Source organism: Marinitoga sp. 1197 (assembly GCF_001021165.1).
Taxonomy (GTDB): domain Bacteria; phylum Thermotogota; class Thermotogae; order Petrotogales; family Petrotogaceae; genus Marinitoga.
Map to the genome: position 1 here is coordinate 14181 of NZ_AZAY01000005.1, position 20221 is coordinate 34401.

The following is a 20221-nucleotide window of genomic DNA, read 5'->3' on the forward strand; positions in this document are numbered from 1 at the left end:
TTATACTGAATTTTTGTTATTTTATGAAATAAAAAAATCGTTCCATAATGGAACGATTTCTCTTATATAAACATTTTTTCTTTTAGATAAAATTTCTCAACTGATGATAATAAACTATTATCGATGTAATTTGGATGAGCATAAAAAAACTCATGGGATATTTTCTTTATACTTTCATCAATTTCTGATAACCATTTAAATTTAGATTTTACAAATTTTTCGCCATCAAAAAATCCTTCTGCAAATCTGTAATCATTATTAGCATGAGATAAATAAAGGTCAAATAAAACATAACCTTTATAATCTTTCATTTTTAATTTTTTTTCTATTTTATCAAGTTCTTTAAAAGGATTAATATACGAAATCGATAAAATCAAATATTCATACTTTTTATTTTTAATTTTTTTTATTTTGAACGGTTCCATAATATCACTCCTCAGGCCGTTATTGATACAAATTTAGACTGTTAATTATTATAAATAATTTAATGCTTTTGCCTGCTTTTAATAATTATTCTTCTAAATTTTTTAAAGCTTTATTTTCCTCTTCTTTTATAAATGATTTTATATTTACTAAAGGTATATATATTGGTTTTGAAAACCCAAATTGTGAACTTATAGATACAATTTTAGCTCTAGCTATTTGTATTAGATTTAAAATACCTGATCTAATCACCAAAATTCTAAAATCTTTTTCAGGCATATTTGGATTACCTATAAATTCCCCTTCAATTGTTGTTTCTAATTTTAGTAGAATTTTTCTTCCGGTCTTTATAACAAATTTTATGTTTAAACCTAATATACAACTATATGGTTTCTTTTCTTTTTTTTCTTTAAAATTTTGAAAAGCGTTAATTATTATTTTTTGTGAAGTTTCAGGAGTTTTAATTAATGCATCATCAAAAGTAAATGAAAAATTTTTAATTCTTTCAGAAATTAATTGGATATTTGAAAAATTTATATTCTTCATTTTCTAATCCTCCTTTTTGATCAAATTCATTTGAATTAGAATTATGTTCTAAAATCATAAAATAATTTTCATCGTAAAATTCATTTTCATCTTTTATTTCTTTTCTGGAGGAAATAGATGTAATTAATTCTGCTATAACAGGCAATTCGTTTTCTATTGGGTAACCAAAAGAAAAATCTAAGTATTTTCCATTCTTTTCAGATTTAATATGCGGAATATATAAGTCTTTAAAAAAATTCAAATCATAATATGCAGGTCTTCTATTAGGATTAATAGGTTTAATGCCTAACTCTTTAATGATTCTTTGAACCTGTCTTTTGGTTTTTCCTATCATTGTTGCTATTTCATCTTGCGTGAAATATAAAGGCTTTTTTTCATAACTTTTTACTTCAATATCATAATCCATTAAATCTTCTTCTGCTTCTTTTAACAATTCAACAAACGCTTTACTTTCTTCATCTTCTCTTTTAGAAAATTGAGAAACAAGAAAATTATAAAGGATTTCTTTATTGTTAGGATTAAGTTCAGAAAAAATACTGATTAGTTGATCAAATCTAAGCATAAAAATTCCTCCTTATAATCCGTACTTTTTTATTTCCTTTAATAGGGTCTTTTTTTTAGAAAAATAAATTTTTAACTTATCATAAATATCTTCACGCTTTTCTATAGATAAAAAAACTATACTTATGTCTTTTTTATCTTCTACGGCATAGTAAGCTAATCTATAATAAATAGTATCAATATAAAATTTATAAGTTCTAATCCCTCTTAAATCAGATTTTTTCATTGCCCCTTTTGTGTAATCATCTTCTATTTCGAACATAACCCATAATATTCTTAATAAAATATTTTTATCTTTTATTTTTTTTATATCATTTTTGAATAAAGGTATATGTTTTTCTATACTCAATATTTCGGCTTTTAAATTTTCTTGAGATAAACATACAAATTTTTCATTGAATCTATCTTTTTCCATATCTCCCACCTTCATTATATCATTTATTTCTTTACAAATCAATTAAAATTAAAAAAATGTCATCTTATGTCGTTTTATATATAAAGATAGTTATATTAATTAATAATTTCTAATTTGGTAAAAAATACAAAAAATTAAAACAATAGTTACAATAAAGTTGTTGATCCATTTAACATAAAAGAGGTATAATTAATATGGAGGAGTTGATTTTATGAAAAATATTTTATTGATAGAACCAAAATATTACACAAAATTTCCACCTTTAGGTTTATTAAAAATAGGAGCATATCATAAAAAATTAGGAAATAATGTTCAATATATCCGTGGTCAAGGTGAAATTTTATTTAAACCTGATGAAATATATATTACTTCACTTTTTACATATTCTTGGAAGAGTGTAAAAAAAGCATATGATTTTTATAGATTTCTTTGTCCCAAAACACCTATTCATATGGGAGGAATTTACATAAGTATTTTTTCGCAACTTAATGATCAAACTAAAGAACATATAAAATTTAATTATCCAGATGCAATAATTCATTCAGGTATTTTACCGGAAGTAGAAGATTTGCTACCAGATTGGGATGATGATTATGTAAAAAATTGGAATAAATCGATATTATTTTCTTCAAGAGGTTGTATTAGGAAATGCCCTTTTTGTGCCGTGCCTTTAATAGAAGGATCCTTAAAATCAAAAATTAGAATTGACCATTTAATTCATCCAAAACATAAAGAAATAATTTTTTGGGATAATAATATTTTAGCTTCACCACATTGGGAAGATATCTATGAATATCTTTTAAAAACAAAAAAATATGTAGATTTCAATCAAGGTATTGATGCACGCCTTATCAATTCTAAAGTTGCAAATCAACTTTCTAAATTAAAAACAAAAATGATTAGGATTGCTTATGATCATATTTCATATAAGCCAATAATTTATAAAGCTGTAAATTTTATGAAAGAAGCAGGTATTAATGGTAGAAAAATCTTAGTATACCTTTTATACAATTTCAATGATACTCCCGAAGATTTTCTTGAAAGACTCAAAGATTTAATGGAACTGGGAGTAGTAGCATATCCTATGAGATATGAACCTTTAGATGCTCTTGAAAAAAATAAATTTATATCTGAAAATTGGAATAAAGAATATTTAGATGCAATTCCTAGAGCACGACGAGTAATAGGATATAGTGGGGCATTTGTGCCCCACGAAGGTATGAAAAAGAAAATATTAAATGCATCTAGTTTTTATAATGCTTTTGAAGAATTTATGACTTATGTGAAAAAATAAGTTTTTATTTTTTTGTAAAATTTAAAAAATAACTATTAATCTATTGCATTATTTTCTGTTTCATTTGAATTATCATAATATTGAGGGTCTTCAAAGCTAATTTTTATTGCTTTTCTAAAAATAGGTGAACTTACTATAAGTTCACCTTTTTTCAAAAATGTGGCAATCTTTTTTTCTTCTGGTAATAAAAAACTATATGCAGAAGTTGCTAATTCAGAAGATCCACTTCTTCCAACCACTAAAGTCGAACAATTTTCAGTAACTTCTGTATGAACTTTACTTTTAAACTGTTCTGCACCAATAAGACAAATTCTTGAGCTTCTTCCTCTAGCTGCAATCTCAATTAATGATTCTGTTAAAGAAGATATTGATTTAGAGTTTGGAGCATATTTATTCAATTCATCTACAAATATAATAGTTTTCATTTCTGAGTTTATAGAATTTTGTATTTCTTCTTTCAGTGAATATATTTCTCTAATTACAGAACCCGTTACAAAGCCTTGTATTTCTTCCGGCAAATTATTAATATCAATAGAAATAATTAAATTTTTATTATTTTTAAAATTATTTATTGCAACTGTTGTTATTTTTTCTATAATTGATTGATGATTCTCAGAATAATCTTCAAAAATAATATTTTTTCCTTTTTTATATAATCTATTATAATGTCTAATGAATGCATATATTGATGCTGATTTTATTCCATTTACCCAAGTACTTTTACCTTTTAAGTATTCGTTATAGTATTTTTGTAATTCATTCCAATTAAATTCTTTATTTAGTGTATATTTAATTTTCATACTATTATTGGAAGGTAAAACCCAATTTTTAAACTCTTTTAATTCAGTCACTATGGAATCAATAGTTTTACTGTTGTCTTGAATATTTGAAAATAAAATATCGAGATAATCTACTGCATCATAAAATGTGTATTCATAATATTCGTATAAAGGATTATTATTTTCTAAAATTTTTATATTTTGTGGACTTCCTTGATGTATATAATATTTTATTTTAGTTTCATTAGGGAAATAATCATTTTTTATTTTAAGTAGATCATCACCTTTCACATTAAAAAGAATTACTAACAATTTTTCCTCTGTTTCTAAATTTTTCTTTGCTATTTCTCTTAATAAATACATTACATAAGATGTTTTAGTTGCTAATCCAGATATCCCAGAGATATTTATATGAGCCCCTTCCTTGCCTAAAATATAATCTAAATCATTAAACACTTCTACTATTGCTCCATTTGTCATTTTTATTTCTCCGATTTTTAATTTATTGTTTTCATCTTTCACAACGCCTGAAATAGCTTCATTTATTTCTTCTGGCGTTGCAAATCTAACTTTACTTCCATTTTTAGGAGGCATATATATATCATTATATGAATACAGTACTTCTACAGTAACAACTGTTGTTGAAATTCTTTCTATTGAATTTCGAATATTAACATTACCAAAATCATTAGAAATAAAATTAGACATATGGTTATCTGCATCTGTATAATTTTCTATTTCTGAAATTGTTCCAACAATTTTATTTCCATCATCTTCTTCTACTGTTAAAATATCAAATAAATTAATTTTTACATCCTCTCTTCCGTCGAGCCAAAATTTAAATCTATCAAAAGTATTTGGCGAACTTATAATTGAAGATACTACTCCAATATACCTACCTTTATTATTTTTCATCAATATCCCTCCTTATTATAAAAAATAATATTTTGGTATTAATTTGTTTTTTATATATTTTTCTGTTAAATATACTGGGTATAAATGAACACTCCATCTTTTATCCGGATATATATTAGGACATCTGAATTTTAATAATTCTACAGAAATTGAATTTGCTAATGAAATAATTTGTACTTCGGGAAAGTCTTTAATTTCGTCATTATAAGGAATTTCAATTTTTATGATTCCTTCCAGCGGATCCTTTAATCCCTTATCATATAATCTTAAATACCAAAGTAATATTTTATTATCAAGGTTAAATATGGGTGTTCTTACTCCAGCTTTAAATCTGTTATTATTACTTATTAAATAAGAAGATATATAGCTATGATTTTCAATTTTTACTTTTTTAGAAAAATGTTTAGAAACACCTATAATTTTAATTCCTTTTAATTTTTCAAAATTAGCGTGAAACTTTTCGTTTTGCAGAGTGCCATCTAAAATTATTAATTCATGATTATTCATATTTTGATTTGACACTAAAGATAATATTTTTTCTAATTCAAAATTATGCATTTCTGATTTAATTTTCCCTGCAATTTCATTTCTATCATAAGTATCTATATCTTCCTTTTCAATTTTATATATTGAAACATGGTTAACAGGCTTAATACTTTTTGATAAAAATTTTAATTTAAAATAATAATTCAAAATATAGTCTGTATTTTTATAATGCATTTTTTTCTCATGAAATGTTAATATTCCTACTCCAATTTGAGCTAATACTACAGGAAATCCTGTTTTTCTCTCATATCCCCAAAAATACGATTCTACTGTCCCGTCCACAAAGTATTTTAAAAAAATCGGCATATCACTATTTTCAAGCTTAGTAAAAGTATCTTTTTCATATAATTGTTTTATGATTGTATCGCTTTTGGTTTCATCTTCAGCATTTTCTAAATATCCAGAAATAATATTTATTTCTTCTGTATTTCTTGTAATATCAGCTTTAATAATATCAATACTTTTTTTAAAATTTGAGATAGAATTTACTATTGTAATATCCAAAATCTATTCCCCCTTTTTTAAAATAGAATATTAGAATATTTTGAAAATATCTTATATTTAGTACATCTTCACATCCCTCCTTAACATAAAATTAATATATCTAAGATATGTAAATAAAAAACGAGACCGCTAAGGTCTCGCTTGATTTATATTATTATTAAATTTAAAAATGCTCTTTTTATTAAACATAATAATCAACTCCATGAGTAAAAAATGAAAAAAGATATAATAAAGATTTTGATGCATTTTCATTTTTTTAATTTAACAAATAATCCAACCAATTAACTTTCTTTTTTAATTTTTCCAATTCAGTTTTATTATTTATTACAAAAATTGTTTTTATATTATCATTATTAATACTGCTACCACAATTTTGACATTCGTGAAACTTTTCTTCTTTGTCCAATATTTCATTAAAATTACATACTGGACATTCGAATAAATATAATTTTTTAATTAATTTTTCGTTTTCCATAAAATCAAGTATCTTTGTTAAGGTTATCCAATTTTTCACGACATAAGGGAATAATCCGCTAACGGTTATATAATCATTATATTTAAATCTTTGTAGTATTTTATAGATTATGGGCTTCCATTGTTCGTTGGATAACACATTTAACCGCCTCCCAGCCCTTTAAATAATTTGATAAATGTGAATGAATTAAAATATAGTCTTTCTTATATTCTACATCAATTTTTTTATTATTGCAAGTATAAATAATTTTAAAATCACCGAATATTTCGCCTCCCAGCCCCCTTTTTTTAAATGAAATCATTTTTTTCAATTGTGCGATATTTAGTGAACCGACGATGTCAAGTCCTGAATATGAAATTCTCGCAACTTTATTATATTTCCCTGTTGTATTATTAAAACTAAATCCGTTTGCATTTATTTTAGGAACAATTCCGAATTTTTCAATTGTATAAAAATGGTTAGATAAAGTTAGTAAATCGTTGTCAATGAATTTTTCCATAACAGTTCTATTATCAATATAGTTAAAAGAAATATTTGTATTTAAAATGGTAGAAAATATTGAGTTGGCAATTTCTTTATTTATTGTTATGGTTTCTCTAAAATATGGCATTATTAAAAATAAATAATATTCATTGCTTCCATTAGAAATTTTTCCTAAAAAAGAATATGTTGATATATAGTTAATTTTTTTTCTTAGTTTTTCATCATTTAAGTATTCTTCATATTTAGGGAAAAATGGAATTTTAGTTATATAAAAAGATAATTTAAAAATTACCTCAAATTTTATCTCTACAGGAGTTTTGTTTTCAGATAATATTTCTGTTTTAAACTCATTTGATTCTGGTGGGTCAAGTTTTTGGAAGAATATATCCAACAAACGAAAAAACTTTTCTCCGATTTTCATATCATTCTTAATTTCTTCAGAGTTACTTAAAAAAGTTTGATTAATTTTATCTTTTAAATCAGGAATTGAATTTTTGGAAAAATCTAAAATATACTTTTCTATAGGATATAAAAATATTTGAATTTTTTCAATTTCTAAATTTTTTTCTTTTTCAAATATATTTGATTCAATATCTTCAAGTTCTTTTTTATTAAGAAGTTTATAAGCATTTTTGTTTGTAATTAAATTATCTTTTTTATTTATAGCTTTTAATCTATATTTAAAGGAAATTAAAGGAACAGTAGTATTATTTTCTTTTTCCATAACATCCCTCACATTATTTGAATTAATATGATCACTTATTGTATTAAAAAACGCATGAGATCATAAAGAGAATTTACTCCCATACAATTTTCCCGACAACTTTACCAACAATTATAAATTCATCCCATTCTTCTTTGGGTATTACAATTGGTTCATATTTAGTATTAAGACTTACTAAATGAATACTATTATCGAATTGATAAAATTTTTTAATAATGCCATCATTTCCATTTATTATAAAAACGCCTATATCCCCATTATCTAAAGACGTTTGCTTTCTTATTAAAGCATAATCGCCATTGTTATAAGCTGGTTCCATAGAATCGCCCTCAACGATTAATCCAAAATCAACATCTTTATTTTGAGGCACAGGCAAATAATTTAAAATATTTTCATCTGCTAAAATTCCATTTCCCGCACTTACTTTACCTACGACAGGAATAAATTTTGCTGGAATAGCATTAGATGGAAATTTATTTTTATCTTCATCTATTCCTAGAAGATAATCTGTTGTTACATTAAAAAATTCAGCTATTACTTTAAGCATCTCGGGTGAAGGTGTAGCTCTACCTGTTTCATAAGCTGAAATACTTTTTCTTGTTATATTTAATTTTTTTGCTAATTCTTCTTGAGTTAATCCTTTATCTTGCCTTAATTTTTTTAATCTATCTTTTAACATCGCCACCCCTTAAATATTATAAATTCACTCCCACTTCTCGTATTTCCCTACCACTTTATTTTTTTGAAGTAATACTACAATTCATATTCCGTTTCATGTTCCGTTGCATCCATGAACAGGCTCAACAACTGGCTCAATATCTGGTTCAATAACTGGCTCACGAACTGGTTCGGCATCTGGTTCAATAACTGGTTTATTATCAGGTTCAATTTTTGAACCAGTTACATTTTTAGTGTCGCGGGTAGCGTCTGACCTAGTGTCGCGGGTAGTGTCTGTATATCGGACACTGGAATATAATAACTCATTAAATCATTTCGGTTGCGATGCTGTTGTGTTGCTGTTATAGGTGCTGTTCTAAGTGGTGTGTCATTTATTAGAACGGCACTTCGCCGATATTTTTTTTCTTGCAAAGAAAGAAAAGAAAAGAAACAAAAGAAAAGAAAGAAATATTATTATATATTATTATATTATATATTATTATATTATATATTATTATATTATATATTATATAAAATAAAAAAAATAAAAAAATATATATATAATATATGCTTTTTTTATTTCTTTTTTTTTCTTTTTTTTGGTTCTTTTTTTTCTTTTTTTTCTTTTTTTTTCTTTCTTTTTTTGGACGTATGTTTTTTAATTTTTTTAGAAAAAATTCGTATAAAAAATCTTTTTTTTAATGCTATTTTTTTTATAAAATTTTTCTGCCGAATAAAAAAATGAAAAAATGGGGTAGTACTATATAAAAAAAACGAAAAATTCGACGTCTATCTCTTCATATAAGAAGAGAAAATACGTTTTATGTAAATTATTATATAAAAATTTTTTTGATAGCCTTAAATCGCCTAATTTTAGTTTTTAACTTTTTACTCCCAGCTAATTTTTCCAACAACCTTACCGAAAATATGAATATCTTTCATTTGTTCTCCGGTAATTATAATTGGTTCATATTCTGGATTTAATGATATCAGTTGTATTTTATTGCCATAATTATAATATTTTTTTATAACAGCTTGATCAGAATTTATAGCGATAATTCCGATTTCTCCATTTTCAAGGTATGGTTGCTTAACAACAAGAGCTAAATCTCCAGGTTTGAATTTTGGTAACATAGAATTTCCTCTAACCATTAAAGCAAAATCTACATTTCTTTTTTCAGGAATATATATAACATCAATAATATTTTCAATAGGATCAACACCAGAACCTGCAGATATCTCACCCAAAACAGGAATGCGTTTTAAATTATTATTAATATCTTCTATGGGTATTTTCTCTTTTTCATTTAAATCTTCTGTTGTTCTTAACCCCATTAACCAATCTAAAGAGACATCTAAAGCTTTTGCGATCTTTGCTAAGTTCAAAGCTCTAGGTTCTTGCCCGGTTTCAATACGAAAAATAGTTGAAACACTAGAGCCGATTTCTTGAGCTAATTGCTCAGCTGTTATATTTTTTTGTTGTCTTAATTCTTTTATTTTTTTTCCTATTACTGACCAATCTTTTTTTTCAGACACAAATCTCACCTCGAATTTATTATATCAAATATATACGCGAATACGCAATCGTAACACTATTTTTACATATTTTTAATTGACACCATAGCCAAAACGCGATATAATAACACTGAATAGCGAATGCGCCATATCGTATAAGAAACATAGCGAAAACAGGAGGTGGTTTAATGAATAACTTAAAAAAAATAAGAAACAAAAAAGGATTAACTATTAAAGAACTATCTTTAAAGACGAATTTGGCTGAGTCAACTATTGCGAGAATAGAAAATGGTATTTTTAAAAATCCAGGAATTTTAACACTAAAAAAAATAGCCAAAGCACTCGGAACGACTGTGGAAGAACTTTTCGATTTTAATGATAAACCATTAGCGAGGAGGTGATGCAATGAGAGAACTTATTCCTATAAGCGAAAAAATTTTTGGTGAAGAAAAAATTCAAACAGTAAATGCGAGAGAATTACACAAAAAGTTGAAGGTTGGAAGGGATTTTAGTACATGGATCAAACAAAGAATAGAAAAGTATTCATTTGTTGAAGGTGTTGATTACGTTTTAACGCTCACCAAAATCGGGGAACGTCAAAATGTATTAAAAAAAGAATATTACATTTCACTAGACATGGCAAAAGAATTATGTATGGTTGAAAATAACGAATTAGGAAGAATGTTCAGAAAATATTTTATTGAAGTTGAAAAGCGATATAAAAAAATACAAACACCAAAACTACCGCAAAATTATCTTGAAGCATTAAAAGAATTAGTAAGAGTAGAGGAAGAACGTCAAGCTCTTGAAGCAGAAAATAAGCAAATGAAACCCAAAGCAGAAGCATTTGATGATTTGATTTCAACAGAAGGCAAATACACAATGTCAGAAGTTGCAAAATTATTAAACTGGGGACGAAACAGATTATTTAAGTTTTTAAGAATGCAAGGAATTTTAAGAAACAACAACGAGCCTTATCAAGAATATGTAGATAGAGGATATTTTAAATTAAGAACATATACAATTAAACACACAGATTTTGAAGAAGTAAAAGTCCAAACTTTAGTTACACCAAAAGGTCTTGAGTGGATCAGAAAAATTTTAAAAAGAGAAATTGAATTTATATAAGCCCAAAAGCTCTTTGGAAAGTGAATAAAAAAAAGGTTGCACAAGGCAACCGTTGAAAAACTACTTTGTTAATATTTTTAATATTTTCTTAAACTTTTTAATTAATTATGATTTTCATCAAATTTAAAATGCATAATAGCTCCACAATTATTACAAATAGCTATTTTAACTTTGATACCTTCCATAGGTTTAACTAGTTCACCTTTTTTTTGATTATCAATGGGTATCAAAAAGTCTCCGTTTTGAATTTCTAAATCACCATTTTTACAAATTGGACATTTATAAATTTGCATAAAAAAAATACCTCCTTAATAATTTGTTTGAAAAATTAAGATTAAAATTCTAATTCATCAAAACCATTAAATTCTTCGGCTATTGAAATGATACGTTGAACTTTTTCTTTTTTAGCTCTATCTAGAACACTAATAGCAAAGTATTTAGCATTCATTTTTACTTTATTGAATAGCTTTTTGGTTCCAATGTTATGTACAAGCATTTCTTGAGAAATATGGTAAACATAAAAACCATCATATTTAAGGTTGTTTTCTTTTATTAATTCTGTACCAATAGCATACAAAGCTTTTACGTGATCCGACTTCCAAATTTTTTTTGAAGATGGAATGGTATATAGTAAATATTTTTTATTTTTGTTTTTTAATACAAAATGTGGAGTTAATTTAATACATACGCCTTTTTCATAATCATTTCCATATTCAAACAGAATTTTCAATGTATTTCCTTTATATAAGAACAACTTATTTTCCCACTTTTTTGATTTAAGAAAATTTGCAAATTTAGTAAAAGTTTCTATATTTTTGTTTTTCCAATCAATATACTTGTGATTAATATAATTAGCTGAATTTAGAAAATCATATATTTCAGATTCTTGGATTCCATTAATCATCTTTTCAACAGAATCAAAAAAAACTGAATAAGCACGTGGAGCAAATTTAACTCCTTCTTTAAATTTTTTATATAGTTTTTCATAACTGGTAACAGGTTCATTAACTAATTTAGCAATTAAACTAGCTGAAATATTATGAACACTTTTTTCCATAAAAATCATCCCCTTTATATGATTTTTGCCATTAAGGCATTATTGTCCCCCGATTAAATTTTCAAAAAATAATTTACTCAAAATCCTTAATTTTTTTAGAAATATCGATTAATTCATTACCGATAATTTCTAATTTTTCAGAAAGTTTCAATGATTTCAATTCATCGATTTTTGTAATTTGTTCTTTGACAAAGTCTGGTAGTTCATTATTTTTATTAGACAAACCAGTTAAATAATCCAATGAAACATTAAAGTATTTAGCCAATTTTTCTAAGGCGGTTAGAGTAGGTTCTCTTTGCCCAGCTTCATATAAAGAAACAGCGGCAGAAGAAAAATTAAGATCACGAGCTAACTGCCTTTGAGAAATTCCTTTTTCTTCTCTAAGTTGTTTTAGTCGTTCAGAGAAACACATATTTTCACCTCATTATTTTACTATTGTAATCATATCAAAAGCATTTTAAAAAGTCAATAGTTTCTTAAAAGAAACGTTACTTATTTTTAATTGATAACTTTTGTAAAATATGATATGATAACTATAAGAAACGAAAAAGAAAGGTGGTGATTCTGTTGAGAAACAATTTGAAATATTATAGAGAATTAAGAGGATTAACAACAAGAGAATTAGCTAAACGTTCAAGAGTTTCTCAAGCTCACATTGTTTTTATAGAACAAGAAAAAAGAGCCCCAACAATACCAATAGCAAGAAGAATAGCAAAAGCTTTAGACTGCGAATTAGACGAAATATTCCCAGAAGAATATGAACATTTAAAAATATAAGTTTTTAAGTTTCTATCTTTTTCAGAGAAGAACTCTTCGAATTTAGTATAACAGAACAGAAGTAAAATGATGCAGGTTCTTTGGAAAGTGAATAAAAAGGTTGCACAAGGCAACCTTGAAATATTAAAAGTTTATTTTTTATATTATTTAATTAAGCTTAATATAAAGCTTATTATTGGCCAAGTTATGCCTCCGATAATAGCGCTAAGAATAGAAATCTTTAAAGTAAAATTTCTATTTTTATCATTTTGAGTATTGACTATTATTTCAGTAATTTTGTTTTCAAGATTTTTAAATTTTTCTGCAAATAATTTATTTATATATTGAATCTCTTTATCAAGAATTTCTTTTATATGGCTTATTTCATTTTTAATATATGTTTCAACAGGAATTTTTAAAGTTGTTTGATTTTCTTCCTCTATACTATAGTTTGGGGCTCCCCCGTTTGTTGTGTCGTTATAATCATTCGAATACATACTATCACCCTAATTTCTCTACTAACTCAGTAGTTATTTTATCAAATAATTCAAATACACCATTAATCTCAGATTTAAAATCAGTAGTTTTAGAATCTTTATTATCATTTCTAAAAATAATACAATCTATATCTATTACAACACCTTCATCAGGCAAATCGTCTCGTTTGTTATTTTCATTTTGTTTTCCATAATACATCTGAATGTTTTGAGTTAATCTATAGTTAGTTTTGTATTTTTCATTAACATATTTCCATTGTAATTTTGGAAAGTCTAGATTACCTTTAGCACTTTCTATTTCAAAAGGTATTAATTTAGCAATTTTTTCTCTAATATTTTCAGAAGAATAAATTAAAGCGATTCTAGTTCCGAAACTTTTGATATTAACTGGATCGGCATGTTTTATGCTTTCAGAAATAATCTTAAATGATTGATTTTTAAATGTTTCAAAATTATGATTGCTGTCTAATTTACTCATTCTAAACCAAGCTTTAGGAATATGGAAAAGTCCTTCGAATTTTTCATATTTTTTAAAAACAAAACTAATTCCACCATCAATAATTTTAAATGGACCAATAGTATCATTCAAATTTGAAATAATTTCTCCAGATTTATCAATTATTCTAGGATTAAACCAGTTCAATTGAAATACAACATTATCAAAAAACATGCCGTTTTTTTCTAATACTTTAAGATTCATTTTCATTCCCCCTTGGAGGTGATTTTTTTTGAAATTGGATGAATTCTTACAACAATATTTTAACACAAAAATTAAAAAAATTGAAGAATTAAATGAATTTACTCCAGATTTAGTAAAATATATATTCATTGAAGGGTTCAAAGCTGGTTATTCTTTTGATTTTCACATTACTTTGGATTTAAATAAGGAAATTATTGAAGTAAATTCATTAAAAAAAGAATTGCCAATATTGCTAAAAGAGTTTTTTGAAGAATGGAGGTGACACAAATGGAAACTTCTAAAGAAAAAAATAAAGAGAAATTTATGAGATTAGCGAAAATATTTCTTATTCTAGATGAGGAGGACGAGAAAAATGGAAAAATTACACCCACTAGGAGTGTTTCTTTACAAAAACAAGAAAACAAGAGAGTATCTAATTCAAATTGCTAAAAGGAGGGGAGAAAATGGGGAAGATAAGAAAAGTAGCGATTCCAAAAGTCCCGGTTGCTTATCTAATCCAAGAAAACACCAACAGTATTGCCAACAGTGATTTTATATTAATCGATCTTCAAAAATACAATGATCTTGAAGAGAAAGAAAATGAAGCTTTTGAGGTATTGAAAAATATTTTAGAAAACACTAAAGAATATAGTAAGTATGAGATTATTGACAGAGTACGGAGAGCTTTAAAAATGTTAAATTTTGTAGACATGAAACAAGATGAAATTATAATAAAAGTTCAACTTAGATCAATTCAAATTAAAAAAGAAAATAGAAAATCGAATGGGTATCTTCAAATTTATGATATCAAAGGTCCATATCAAAAATGGAAGATAAAAGAAGGAATTAAAAAGTATAAAGAAGAACAATCGAGATTAATGAAATTACCCCTAAAAGAAAACGCCCACACCGCGGGAACAGTGTGAGCAGTGGATTAAGGGATTAAAAACAATTCCGTTTATATTATACCACAAAAAAATAAAAAATAATAGGAGGGAGAAAAATGAAAACTGAAAAACTTTTAAACACAAAAGAAATCAGTTACGAAGAATGGAAGAAGTCAAGAATGAAAGGAATTGGTGGATCAGATGCAGCAGCAATTGTTGGATTGAATAGATATAAAAGCCCTTTAAGAGTATATCTTGAAAAGATAGGAGAAGCACCGGAAGTAGAAGATAATGAAAGAATGTATTGGGGTAGAATTCTTGAAAATTTAGTTGCTAAAGAATTTGAAAAACGAACTGGTAAAAAAGTAAGACGTGTGAATGCAATATTACAACATCCGGAATATGATTTTATGATTGCAAATATTGACAGAAGAGTAGTTGGAGAGAATGCGATTTTAGAATGTAAAACAACTTCCCAATGGAATGAAAAAGAATGGAAAGATGATGAAGTTCCCCAAGAGTATATAATTCAAGTTCAGCATTATATGGCTGTTACTGGTACAGAAAAAGCATATATAGCAGTATTAATAGGTGGTAATAAGTTTCTATATAAAGAAATTGAAAGAGACGAGGAATTAATAGATTTACTTATCGAGAAAGAAAAAGAATTTTGGAAAATGGTTGAAGATAGAACGCCACCAGTTTTGGATGGGAGTAAAGATGCTGAAGAAATTCTTAAATATATGTATCCGAATGCAATTGAAGGAACAGAAGTAGTATTGCCAGATGAAAATGTTGAATTCATTGAAAGAAGAAAAGAACTTGACAAACAAAAGAAAGAATTAGAAAGCAATATTAAAGCAATCGATAACAGGCTTAAACAATTAATTGGAGAGAATGAAAAAGCAAAATGTGGAACATATATTTTATCTTATAAAAATATAAAATCAAGCAGATTTGATACAAAGAAATTTAAAAAAGAACATGATGATCTTTATAAAAAATATATAAAAGAAACTTTTTATAGAAAATTCGAAATTAAGGAGGTTAAATAATATGGCAAATACAAAACAAATTAAAGATAAATTAAAAAATGGAAATAATAAAGCAATTTCCCCTATACAAAAAAATTATGTATCAATAGAAGATTATTTAAGAAAGCATTCAAAAGAACTTCAACAAGCTTTACCAAAACATATGGATTCAGAAAGATTAGCCCGAGTTGCTTTAACTACAATGAGACAAAATCCTAAGCTTTTACAATGTTCCTTACCTTCATTAGTTGGTGCTATTCTTCAGGCGGCACAATTAGGATTAGAGCCAAATGTTCTAGGACATGCTTATTTTATTCCTTATTATTCTTCAAAGACAAGATCATATGAAGTGCAATTTCAAATTGGATATAAAGGACTGCTTGAATTAGTAAGAAGAACAGGAGAAATTGAAACGATACAAGCACATGAGGTTTGCGAAAATGATGAGTTTGAATATGAGTATGGAATAAATTTAACTTTAAAACACAAGCCAGCATTGAAAAACAGAGGAGAAGCTTATGCATATTATGCTGTAGCAAAGTATAAGACAGGCGAATATGATTTTCTGGTTATGGGAAAGGAAGATATTGAAAAAATAAGAAAAAGAAGCAAATCTCCAAATAATGGACCATGGGTTACGGATTATGATGCGATGGCTAAAAAAACAGTAATTAAGCAATTATGTAAATATTTACCATTAAGTATCGAAATACAAAAAGCCATAACTGCTGATGAAACTACAAAAAGAGAAATAGCAGAAGATATAGCTTTAGAAATTCCAGATGAAACTGATTGGGAAACTCCAGTTCTTGTTGAAGATATTGGAACTGAAAATAACGAAGCAACTGAAAATAACGAAACTGAATTGGATAATAAAAAAGTATTAAAGGTTTTTGAAGAATAGCTAGGAGATTTCCCCTAGCCATTACACAGCTTTTTTATCATAGAAATAATGTAGTCTTCTTCCCCAATTTGTTTTAAATAAGAAATATTATCTGAAAGACTGAAATGTTTTAAAACAGGAGTGTTTAAATATAATTCTTCCAAATAATTTTGACATTCATTAACAATATTTCCTTTTTTCTCAACATTGGCTTTTTGAAAATAATAATCTGTCAGAAAAGAAATAAACACTCTTTTTTCAATTACCATAATATCTTCTCCTTTCAGTGTATTAAGTTGGTGGGATAAAATGTTGGGAGTGCAGGATGTATTAATTAGGAGTAGAACGTCTATGACCACGTACTTTTTCAATTTTACCATTTTTTTTACGGGTATAAGATTTAACTGGAACTATCTTTTTCCCTTTATTTGTTTTGGCCATTATATCACCTCCTTTCATTGAAAATTAAATAAATTTTAGAATTATATCTGCACTCCCAATTTTATTATACCACTACATATAGTAGTATTGTGTAAAAAAACATACCATATATCGTTAATAAATTGTAAATATTATGAGGTGAATGTTATGTTTTCTGAAAACATAAAAAAATTAAGGGAATCAGAAGGATTGACGCAAAAAGATTTAGCAAAAAAAATTGGAGTAACTTATCAAACTATTGGGCATTGGGAAACAGGAAGAAGAAAACCAACATTTGATAAACTGATTAAACTTGCAAAAATTTTAGAAATTTCTGTAGATGAGTTGATTAAATAAAAAAAATGAAAGGAGTGAGATAATGACCAAAGATAATTTTGAAAAAATAATAAATAGATTTATGGCAATGAGAAGAAAATTAAATTTGGAAATAGAAACTCTTGTCGTATTTTCTTATGTTGAATATAACATTTATGAAACATGGCTAAAAACTGGAAAATTAGAATGTGTAATATCTTCAACTTCTTTGCGCGAAATAGTTAGGAATAAGGAAAAGCTTGAATTAATCAAAAGGACTCTAAGAGAAAAAGGTTTTATTGATTATATTGAGACTTCAAATTATTCAACTTTTTATGAATTTGGTCCTGTATTTAAAGATTTAATTGATTAAAAAGAAAGCTCTTTGACAAGTTAATAAATGTCGCAGCAATAAACGAATAATATATTTTTCGAAGAGGTGATTTTATGACATATGTTGATTTTATCCGTTGGTTTTGGAAGCAACTAAGATATTTACCCATAGATGCACAAGAAGGTTTCTTGTTTCTTGCACTGTTAGATGAACTAAATGAATATTGGTTAGTAACGGGCAAGAGAGATTGGGTAAAACTTAGAGCTTCAGCCTTGATGGATAAATCACGTCTAAAAAAAGATACTTTTTATAGAGCAAGGAATAAATTAAAACAATTGGGATTAATAGATTACAAAGAAGGTAAAAACCGAAATGATTTAGCTAAATATTATATTCCAGTGTCCGATATACAGACGCTACCCGCGACACTAAGTCAGACACTAGGTCAGACGCTAGGTCAGACGCTACCCGCGACGCTACCCGCGAATAATAATATAGATATAGATATAGATATAGAAAAAGATATAGAAAAGAATAATATAGTCCCTCAACAAGTTGAAGGGCCACCGCCAACACCGTATCAAAAACTGGTTGAATTGTATCATACGTACTGTCCTTCTTTACCGAAAGTAAGGATTTTAACAGAAACAAGAAAAAAATATCTTAATGCTCGTTGGAAAGAACATCCGGATTTGAAATTCTGGGAAGATTATTTTAAAAGCGTAGAAAAAAGTGATTTTTTAACAGGTCGTGTTGATTATGGTAGAAGAACTCCATTTCTTGCGGATTTTGAATGGTTGATACGACCAAATAATTTTGCAAAAGTAATTGAAGGAAAATATAAAAATCGTGAAGAGAAGGAAGAAAAAGAAGAAGATTACTACATAACTTTTCCAAAGGAGTGAAAGTAATGATTGATATAAACAAAATTTTTGATGATCTTATAGACCTTTTTTTAAAATATTCAAACAGTTATGGCAGAAAAGCAGAAGGTTTAAAGAAGAAAATATTAGTTAAATATAAGACTTTCAGAAGTTTGTTTTTAAAAGTAAAATGGTGCGATGATGAATTACTTGCGTTTATGGACAATAAAATTTGGGAGTGGAAAAATGAGAGTTGAAGATTTAGAACGTTGGATAATAGGACATATGTTCCTTGATGATTCTGTTGATGTGTCTACCATAAACAAAAAAGACTTTTCAAATCAAAATTTAGGATTGATTTTCGAATATCTTAAAAATAAACTTGAAAACAATGAACCAATTGATATCTTTTCTGCATCTCATGATTTAAAAATAAAGCCTGAGAGTTTAGATGAACTTATAGATAGTATTCCACCTATATTTAATTTTGAAAATGCTGTAAAGAAACTTAAGGAAGAGAGTATAAAAAGGCAATTGAAAGATTTAACAAAGCAAATTAATGAAAATCTGGAAAATAATAATATTTATGAGGTTTTGAACTATGTTGAACAAAAAATATTGGGTATTGATATAATCACCGAAAGACCTTTTAAAACCTTTAATGAGAGTATTTCAACTTTTTGGGATGAATTGGAACAAGTAAGAGAATTGACATTGCAGGGAAAAATAAATGGTATTCCTTCAGGAATAACGGATCTAGATAAATTTATAGGCGGATTTAAACCGGAGCAATTAGTTATAATCGCAGGTCGTCCTTCTATGGGAAAAACTACATTTGCTCTTAATATTGCAACCAATATGGCAAAAAACGGAAATCCTTCTGCGTTCTTTTCTTTAGAGATGGGACAAAAGAATTTAAGAGATAAAATAATAGCTTCATTTACACACATAGATTATCAGAAAATTGAAAATAAATTTTTAAATCAAAAGGAACAACAAATAATCCAAGGAGTTTTAAAAGAACATGGAAATACGCCAATTCTTCTTGGAGATACAACACATCTAACGATAGAAAGTGTAAAGTCATTGGCTAGAAAATTAAAACGAGAATACAAAATAAAAGCACTATTTTTAGATTATCTACAGCTTATGGCCAAAACAACTGAACTTGTCAAAGAATTGGGGATGATCACACGACAGTTAAAACTTCTTGCTGTTGAACTTAAAATTCCAATTTTTCTTTTATCTCAACTGTCCCGTCAAGTAGAACATAGAGAAAATAAACGTCCATTAATGGCGGATTTAAGGGATTCAGGAGCAATCGAACAAGATGCGGATATAATTCTCTTTCTATATCGACCAGCATATTACCAGCGATATAAAAAAGGTAATTATGAAGAAGAACCAGATAAAGCTGAAAAGATGGAGGTTATAGTTGGTAAAAATCGAAATGGAAGAACTGGGATAATCGAATTAGGTTTTTTTGGGAAATATTCTCATTTCTTTGATCTTGCATTGGTGAGGTGAAAAA

Annotated in this window: 30 protein-coding genes; 14 read left to right on the forward strand and 16 right to left on the reverse strand. The window is 26.7% G+C overall.

The features are described 5' to 3' along the window. Positions 1–62: 62 nt before the first annotated feature. The 4 genes from X275_RS01020 to X275_RS01035 form a co-directional block, all read right to left on the reverse strand. Positions 63–425 carry a type II toxin-antitoxin system RnlB family antitoxin gene (locus X275_RS01020; RefSeq protein WP_047267129.1) on the reverse strand — a complete coding sequence of 121 codons (363 nt, stop codon included), beginning with the start codon at positions 423–425 and terminating at the stop codon, positions 63–65. Positions 426–510: 85 nt separating this feature from the next. Beyond that, entirely contained in the window at positions 511–969 is a 459-nt protein-coding gene (locus tag X275_RS01025) for a hypothetical protein (RefSeq protein WP_047267130.1), read from the reverse strand. Further along, positions 929–1531 (reverse strand): hypothetical protein, encoded by a 603-nt coding sequence (locus X275_RS01030; RefSeq protein WP_047267131.1) that lies wholly within the window; start codon positions 1529–1531, stop codon positions 929–931. The genes X275_RS01025 and X275_RS01030 overlap by 41 nt, the downstream gene beginning before the upstream one ends. Positions 1532–1543: 12 nt before the next feature. Next, entirely contained in the window at positions 1544–1945 is a 402-nt protein-coding gene (locus X275_RS01035) for a type II toxin-antitoxin system RelE/ParE family toxin (protein WP_052913479.1), read from the reverse strand. 211 nt (positions 1946–2156) lie between these two features. Here X275_RS01035 and X275_RS01040 point away from each other — a divergent pair, with 211 nt between their 5' ends. Then, positions 2157–3239: a B12-binding domain-containing radical SAM protein gene (locus tag X275_RS01040; RefSeq protein ID WP_047267132.1), complete on the forward strand. Its 1083-nt coding sequence runs from the start codon at positions 2157–2159 to the stop codon at positions 3237–3239. A gap of 35 nt (positions 3240–3274) precedes the next feature. Here X275_RS01040 and X275_RS01045 read toward each other — a convergent pair whose 3' ends face one another. The 6 genes from X275_RS01045 to X275_RS01075 form a co-directional block, all read right to left on the reverse strand. Further along, positions 3275–4933: an ATP-binding protein gene (locus tag X275_RS01045; protein ID WP_047267133.1), complete on the reverse strand. Its 1659-nt coding sequence runs from the start codon at positions 4931–4933 to the stop codon at positions 3275–3277. A gap of 15 nt (positions 4934–4948) precedes the next feature. Next, positions 4949–5983, reverse strand: a complete 1035-nt coding sequence (locus X275_RS01050) for a hypothetical protein (RefSeq protein WP_047267134.1) — start codon at positions 5981–5983, stop codon at positions 4949–4951. Between the two features lie 256 nt (positions 5984–6239). Then, entirely contained in the window at positions 6240–6596 is a 357-nt protein-coding gene (locus X275_RS01055; RefSeq protein ID WP_047267135.1) for a hypothetical protein, read from the reverse strand. Next, on the reverse strand, positions 6559–7665 hold the full coding sequence (locus X275_RS01060; RefSeq protein ID WP_047267136.1) for a hypothetical protein: 1107 nt from the start codon (positions 7663–7665) through the stop codon (positions 6559–6561). Before X275_RS01060 ends, X275_RS01055 begins: the two co-directional genes overlap by 38 nt. A gap of 73 nt (positions 7666–7738) precedes the next feature. After that, positions 7739–8344: a LexA family protein gene (locus tag X275_RS01065; protein ID WP_047267137.1), complete on the reverse strand. Its 606-nt coding sequence runs from the start codon at positions 8342–8344 to the stop codon at positions 7739–7741. Between the two features lie 866 nt (positions 8345–9210). After that, positions 9211–9858 (reverse strand): LexA family protein, encoded by a 648-nt coding sequence (locus X275_RS01075; protein WP_047267139.1) that lies wholly within the window; start codon positions 9856–9858, stop codon positions 9211–9213. Between the two features lie 167 nt (positions 9859–10025). Here X275_RS01075 and X275_RS01080 point away from each other — a divergent pair, with 167 nt between their 5' ends. Both X275_RS01080 and X275_RS01085 read left to right on the forward strand, forming a co-directional pair. Further along, a complete protein-coding gene (locus tag X275_RS01080; protein ID WP_047265149.1) occupies positions 10026–10238 on the forward strand; it encodes a helix-turn-helix domain-containing protein in 213 nt (70 codons plus the stop codon). Between the two features lie 4 nt (positions 10239–10242). Next, a complete protein-coding gene (locus X275_RS01085; RefSeq protein ID WP_047267140.1) occupies positions 10243–10965 on the forward strand; it encodes a phage antirepressor KilAC domain-containing protein in 723 nt (240 codons plus the stop codon). A gap of 101 nt (positions 10966–11066) precedes the next feature. Here X275_RS01085 and X275_RS01090 read toward each other — a convergent pair whose 3' ends face one another. The 3 genes from X275_RS01090 to X275_RS01100 all read right to left on the reverse strand — a co-directional run bounded on the left by X275_RS01090 (position 11067) and on the right by X275_RS01100 (position 12434). Further along, positions 11067–11258 carry a hypothetical protein gene (locus tag X275_RS01090; protein ID WP_047267141.1) on the reverse strand — a complete coding sequence of 64 codons (192 nt, stop codon included), beginning with the start codon at positions 11256–11258 and terminating at the stop codon, positions 11067–11069. A 41-nt stretch (positions 11259–11299) separates the two neighbouring features. Beyond that, positions 11300–12022, reverse strand: coding sequence for a hypothetical protein (locus X275_RS01095; protein WP_047267142.1), 723 nt, complete (start codon positions 12020–12022; stop codon positions 11300–11302). 73 nt (positions 12023–12095) lie between these two features. Next, positions 12096–12434, reverse strand: coding sequence for a helix-turn-helix domain-containing protein (locus X275_RS01100; RefSeq protein ID WP_047267143.1), 339 nt, complete (start codon positions 12432–12434; stop codon positions 12096–12098). Positions 12435–12589: 155 nt separating this feature from the next. Between X275_RS01100 and X275_RS01105 the strand changes: the two genes are divergently transcribed. After that, positions 12590–12799, forward strand: coding sequence for a helix-turn-helix transcriptional regulator (locus X275_RS01105; protein ID WP_052913480.1), 210 nt, complete (start codon positions 12590–12592; stop codon positions 12797–12799). Between the two features lie 143 nt (positions 12800–12942). On the opposite strand, the gene X275_RS01110 is transcribed toward X275_RS01105, so the two are convergent. Then, complete coding sequence (locus X275_RS01110; protein WP_047267145.1) at positions 12943–13275, reverse strand: hypothetical protein; 333 nt, start codon at positions 13273–13275, stop codon at positions 12943–12945. 4 nt (positions 13276–13279) lie between these two features. Further along, positions 13280–13975 (reverse strand): hypothetical protein, encoded by a 696-nt coding sequence (locus X275_RS01115; protein ID WP_047265154.1) that lies wholly within the window; start codon positions 13973–13975, stop codon positions 13280–13282. Positions 13976–14003: 28 nt separating this feature from the next. Between X275_RS01115 and X275_RS01120 the strand changes: the two genes are divergently transcribed. From X275_RS01120 to recT, 5 genes are all read left to right on the forward strand, one after another. After that, positions 14004–14237, forward strand: a complete 234-nt coding sequence (locus X275_RS01120; RefSeq protein WP_047267146.1) for a hypothetical protein — start codon at positions 14004–14006, stop codon at positions 14235–14237. Between the two features lie 5 nt (positions 14238–14242). Further along, entirely contained in the window at positions 14243–14404 is a 162-nt protein-coding gene (locus X275_RS11465; RefSeq protein ID WP_156166116.1) for a hypothetical protein, read from the forward strand. A 14-nt stretch (positions 14405–14418) separates the two neighbouring features. Next, positions 14419–14880, forward strand: coding sequence for a hypothetical protein (locus X275_RS10940; protein ID WP_052913482.1), 462 nt, complete (start codon positions 14419–14421; stop codon positions 14878–14880). 77 nt (positions 14881–14957) lie between these two features. Next, entirely contained in the window at positions 14958–15896 is a 939-nt protein-coding gene (locus X275_RS01130; RefSeq protein WP_047265156.1) for a YqaJ viral recombinase family nuclease, read from the forward strand. 1 nt (position 15897) lies between these two features. Beyond that, entirely contained in the window at positions 15898–16779 is an 882-nt protein-coding gene (gene recT / locus X275_RS01135; protein WP_047265157.1) for a recombination protein RecT, read from the forward strand. A gap of 14 nt (positions 16780–16793) precedes the next feature. Here recT and X275_RS01140 read toward each other — a convergent pair whose 3' ends face one another. Beyond that, the gene (locus tag X275_RS01140) at positions 16794–17027 is read right to left on the reverse strand and encodes a hypothetical protein (RefSeq protein ID WP_047265158.1); all 234 of its coding nucleotides are present in this window, start codon (positions 17025–17027) and stop codon (positions 16794–16796) included. 319 nt (positions 17028–17346) lie between these two features. Here X275_RS01140 and X275_RS01145 point away from each other — a divergent pair, with 319 nt between their 5' ends. From X275_RS01145 to X275_RS01165, 5 genes are all read left to right on the forward strand, one after another. After that, positions 17347–17535 (forward strand): helix-turn-helix transcriptional regulator, encoded by a 189-nt coding sequence (locus X275_RS01145; RefSeq protein WP_047265159.1) that lies wholly within the window; start codon positions 17347–17349, stop codon positions 17533–17535. Positions 17536–17557: 22 nt separating this feature from the next. Next, entirely contained in the window at positions 17558–17866 is a 309-nt protein-coding gene (locus tag X275_RS01150; protein WP_047267147.1) for a hypothetical protein, read from the forward strand. 74 nt (positions 17867–17940) lie between these two features. Next, positions 17941–18732 (forward strand): hypothetical protein, encoded by a 792-nt coding sequence (locus X275_RS11650; protein WP_052913484.1) that lies wholly within the window; start codon positions 17941–17943, stop codon positions 18730–18732. A 5-nt stretch (positions 18733–18737) separates the two neighbouring features. Beyond that, the gene (locus X275_RS01160; RefSeq protein ID WP_047267148.1) at positions 18738–18947 is read left to right on the forward strand and encodes a hypothetical protein; all 210 of its coding nucleotides are present in this window, start codon (positions 18738–18740) and stop codon (positions 18945–18947) included. Continuing rightward, positions 18937–20217 carry a replicative DNA helicase gene (locus X275_RS01165; protein WP_047267149.1) on the forward strand — a complete coding sequence of 427 codons (1281 nt, stop codon included), beginning with the start codon at positions 18937–18939 and terminating at the stop codon, positions 20215–20217. Before X275_RS01160 ends, X275_RS01165 begins: the two co-directional genes overlap by 11 nt. The last annotated feature ends 4 nt before the right edge of the window (positions 20218–20221 follow it).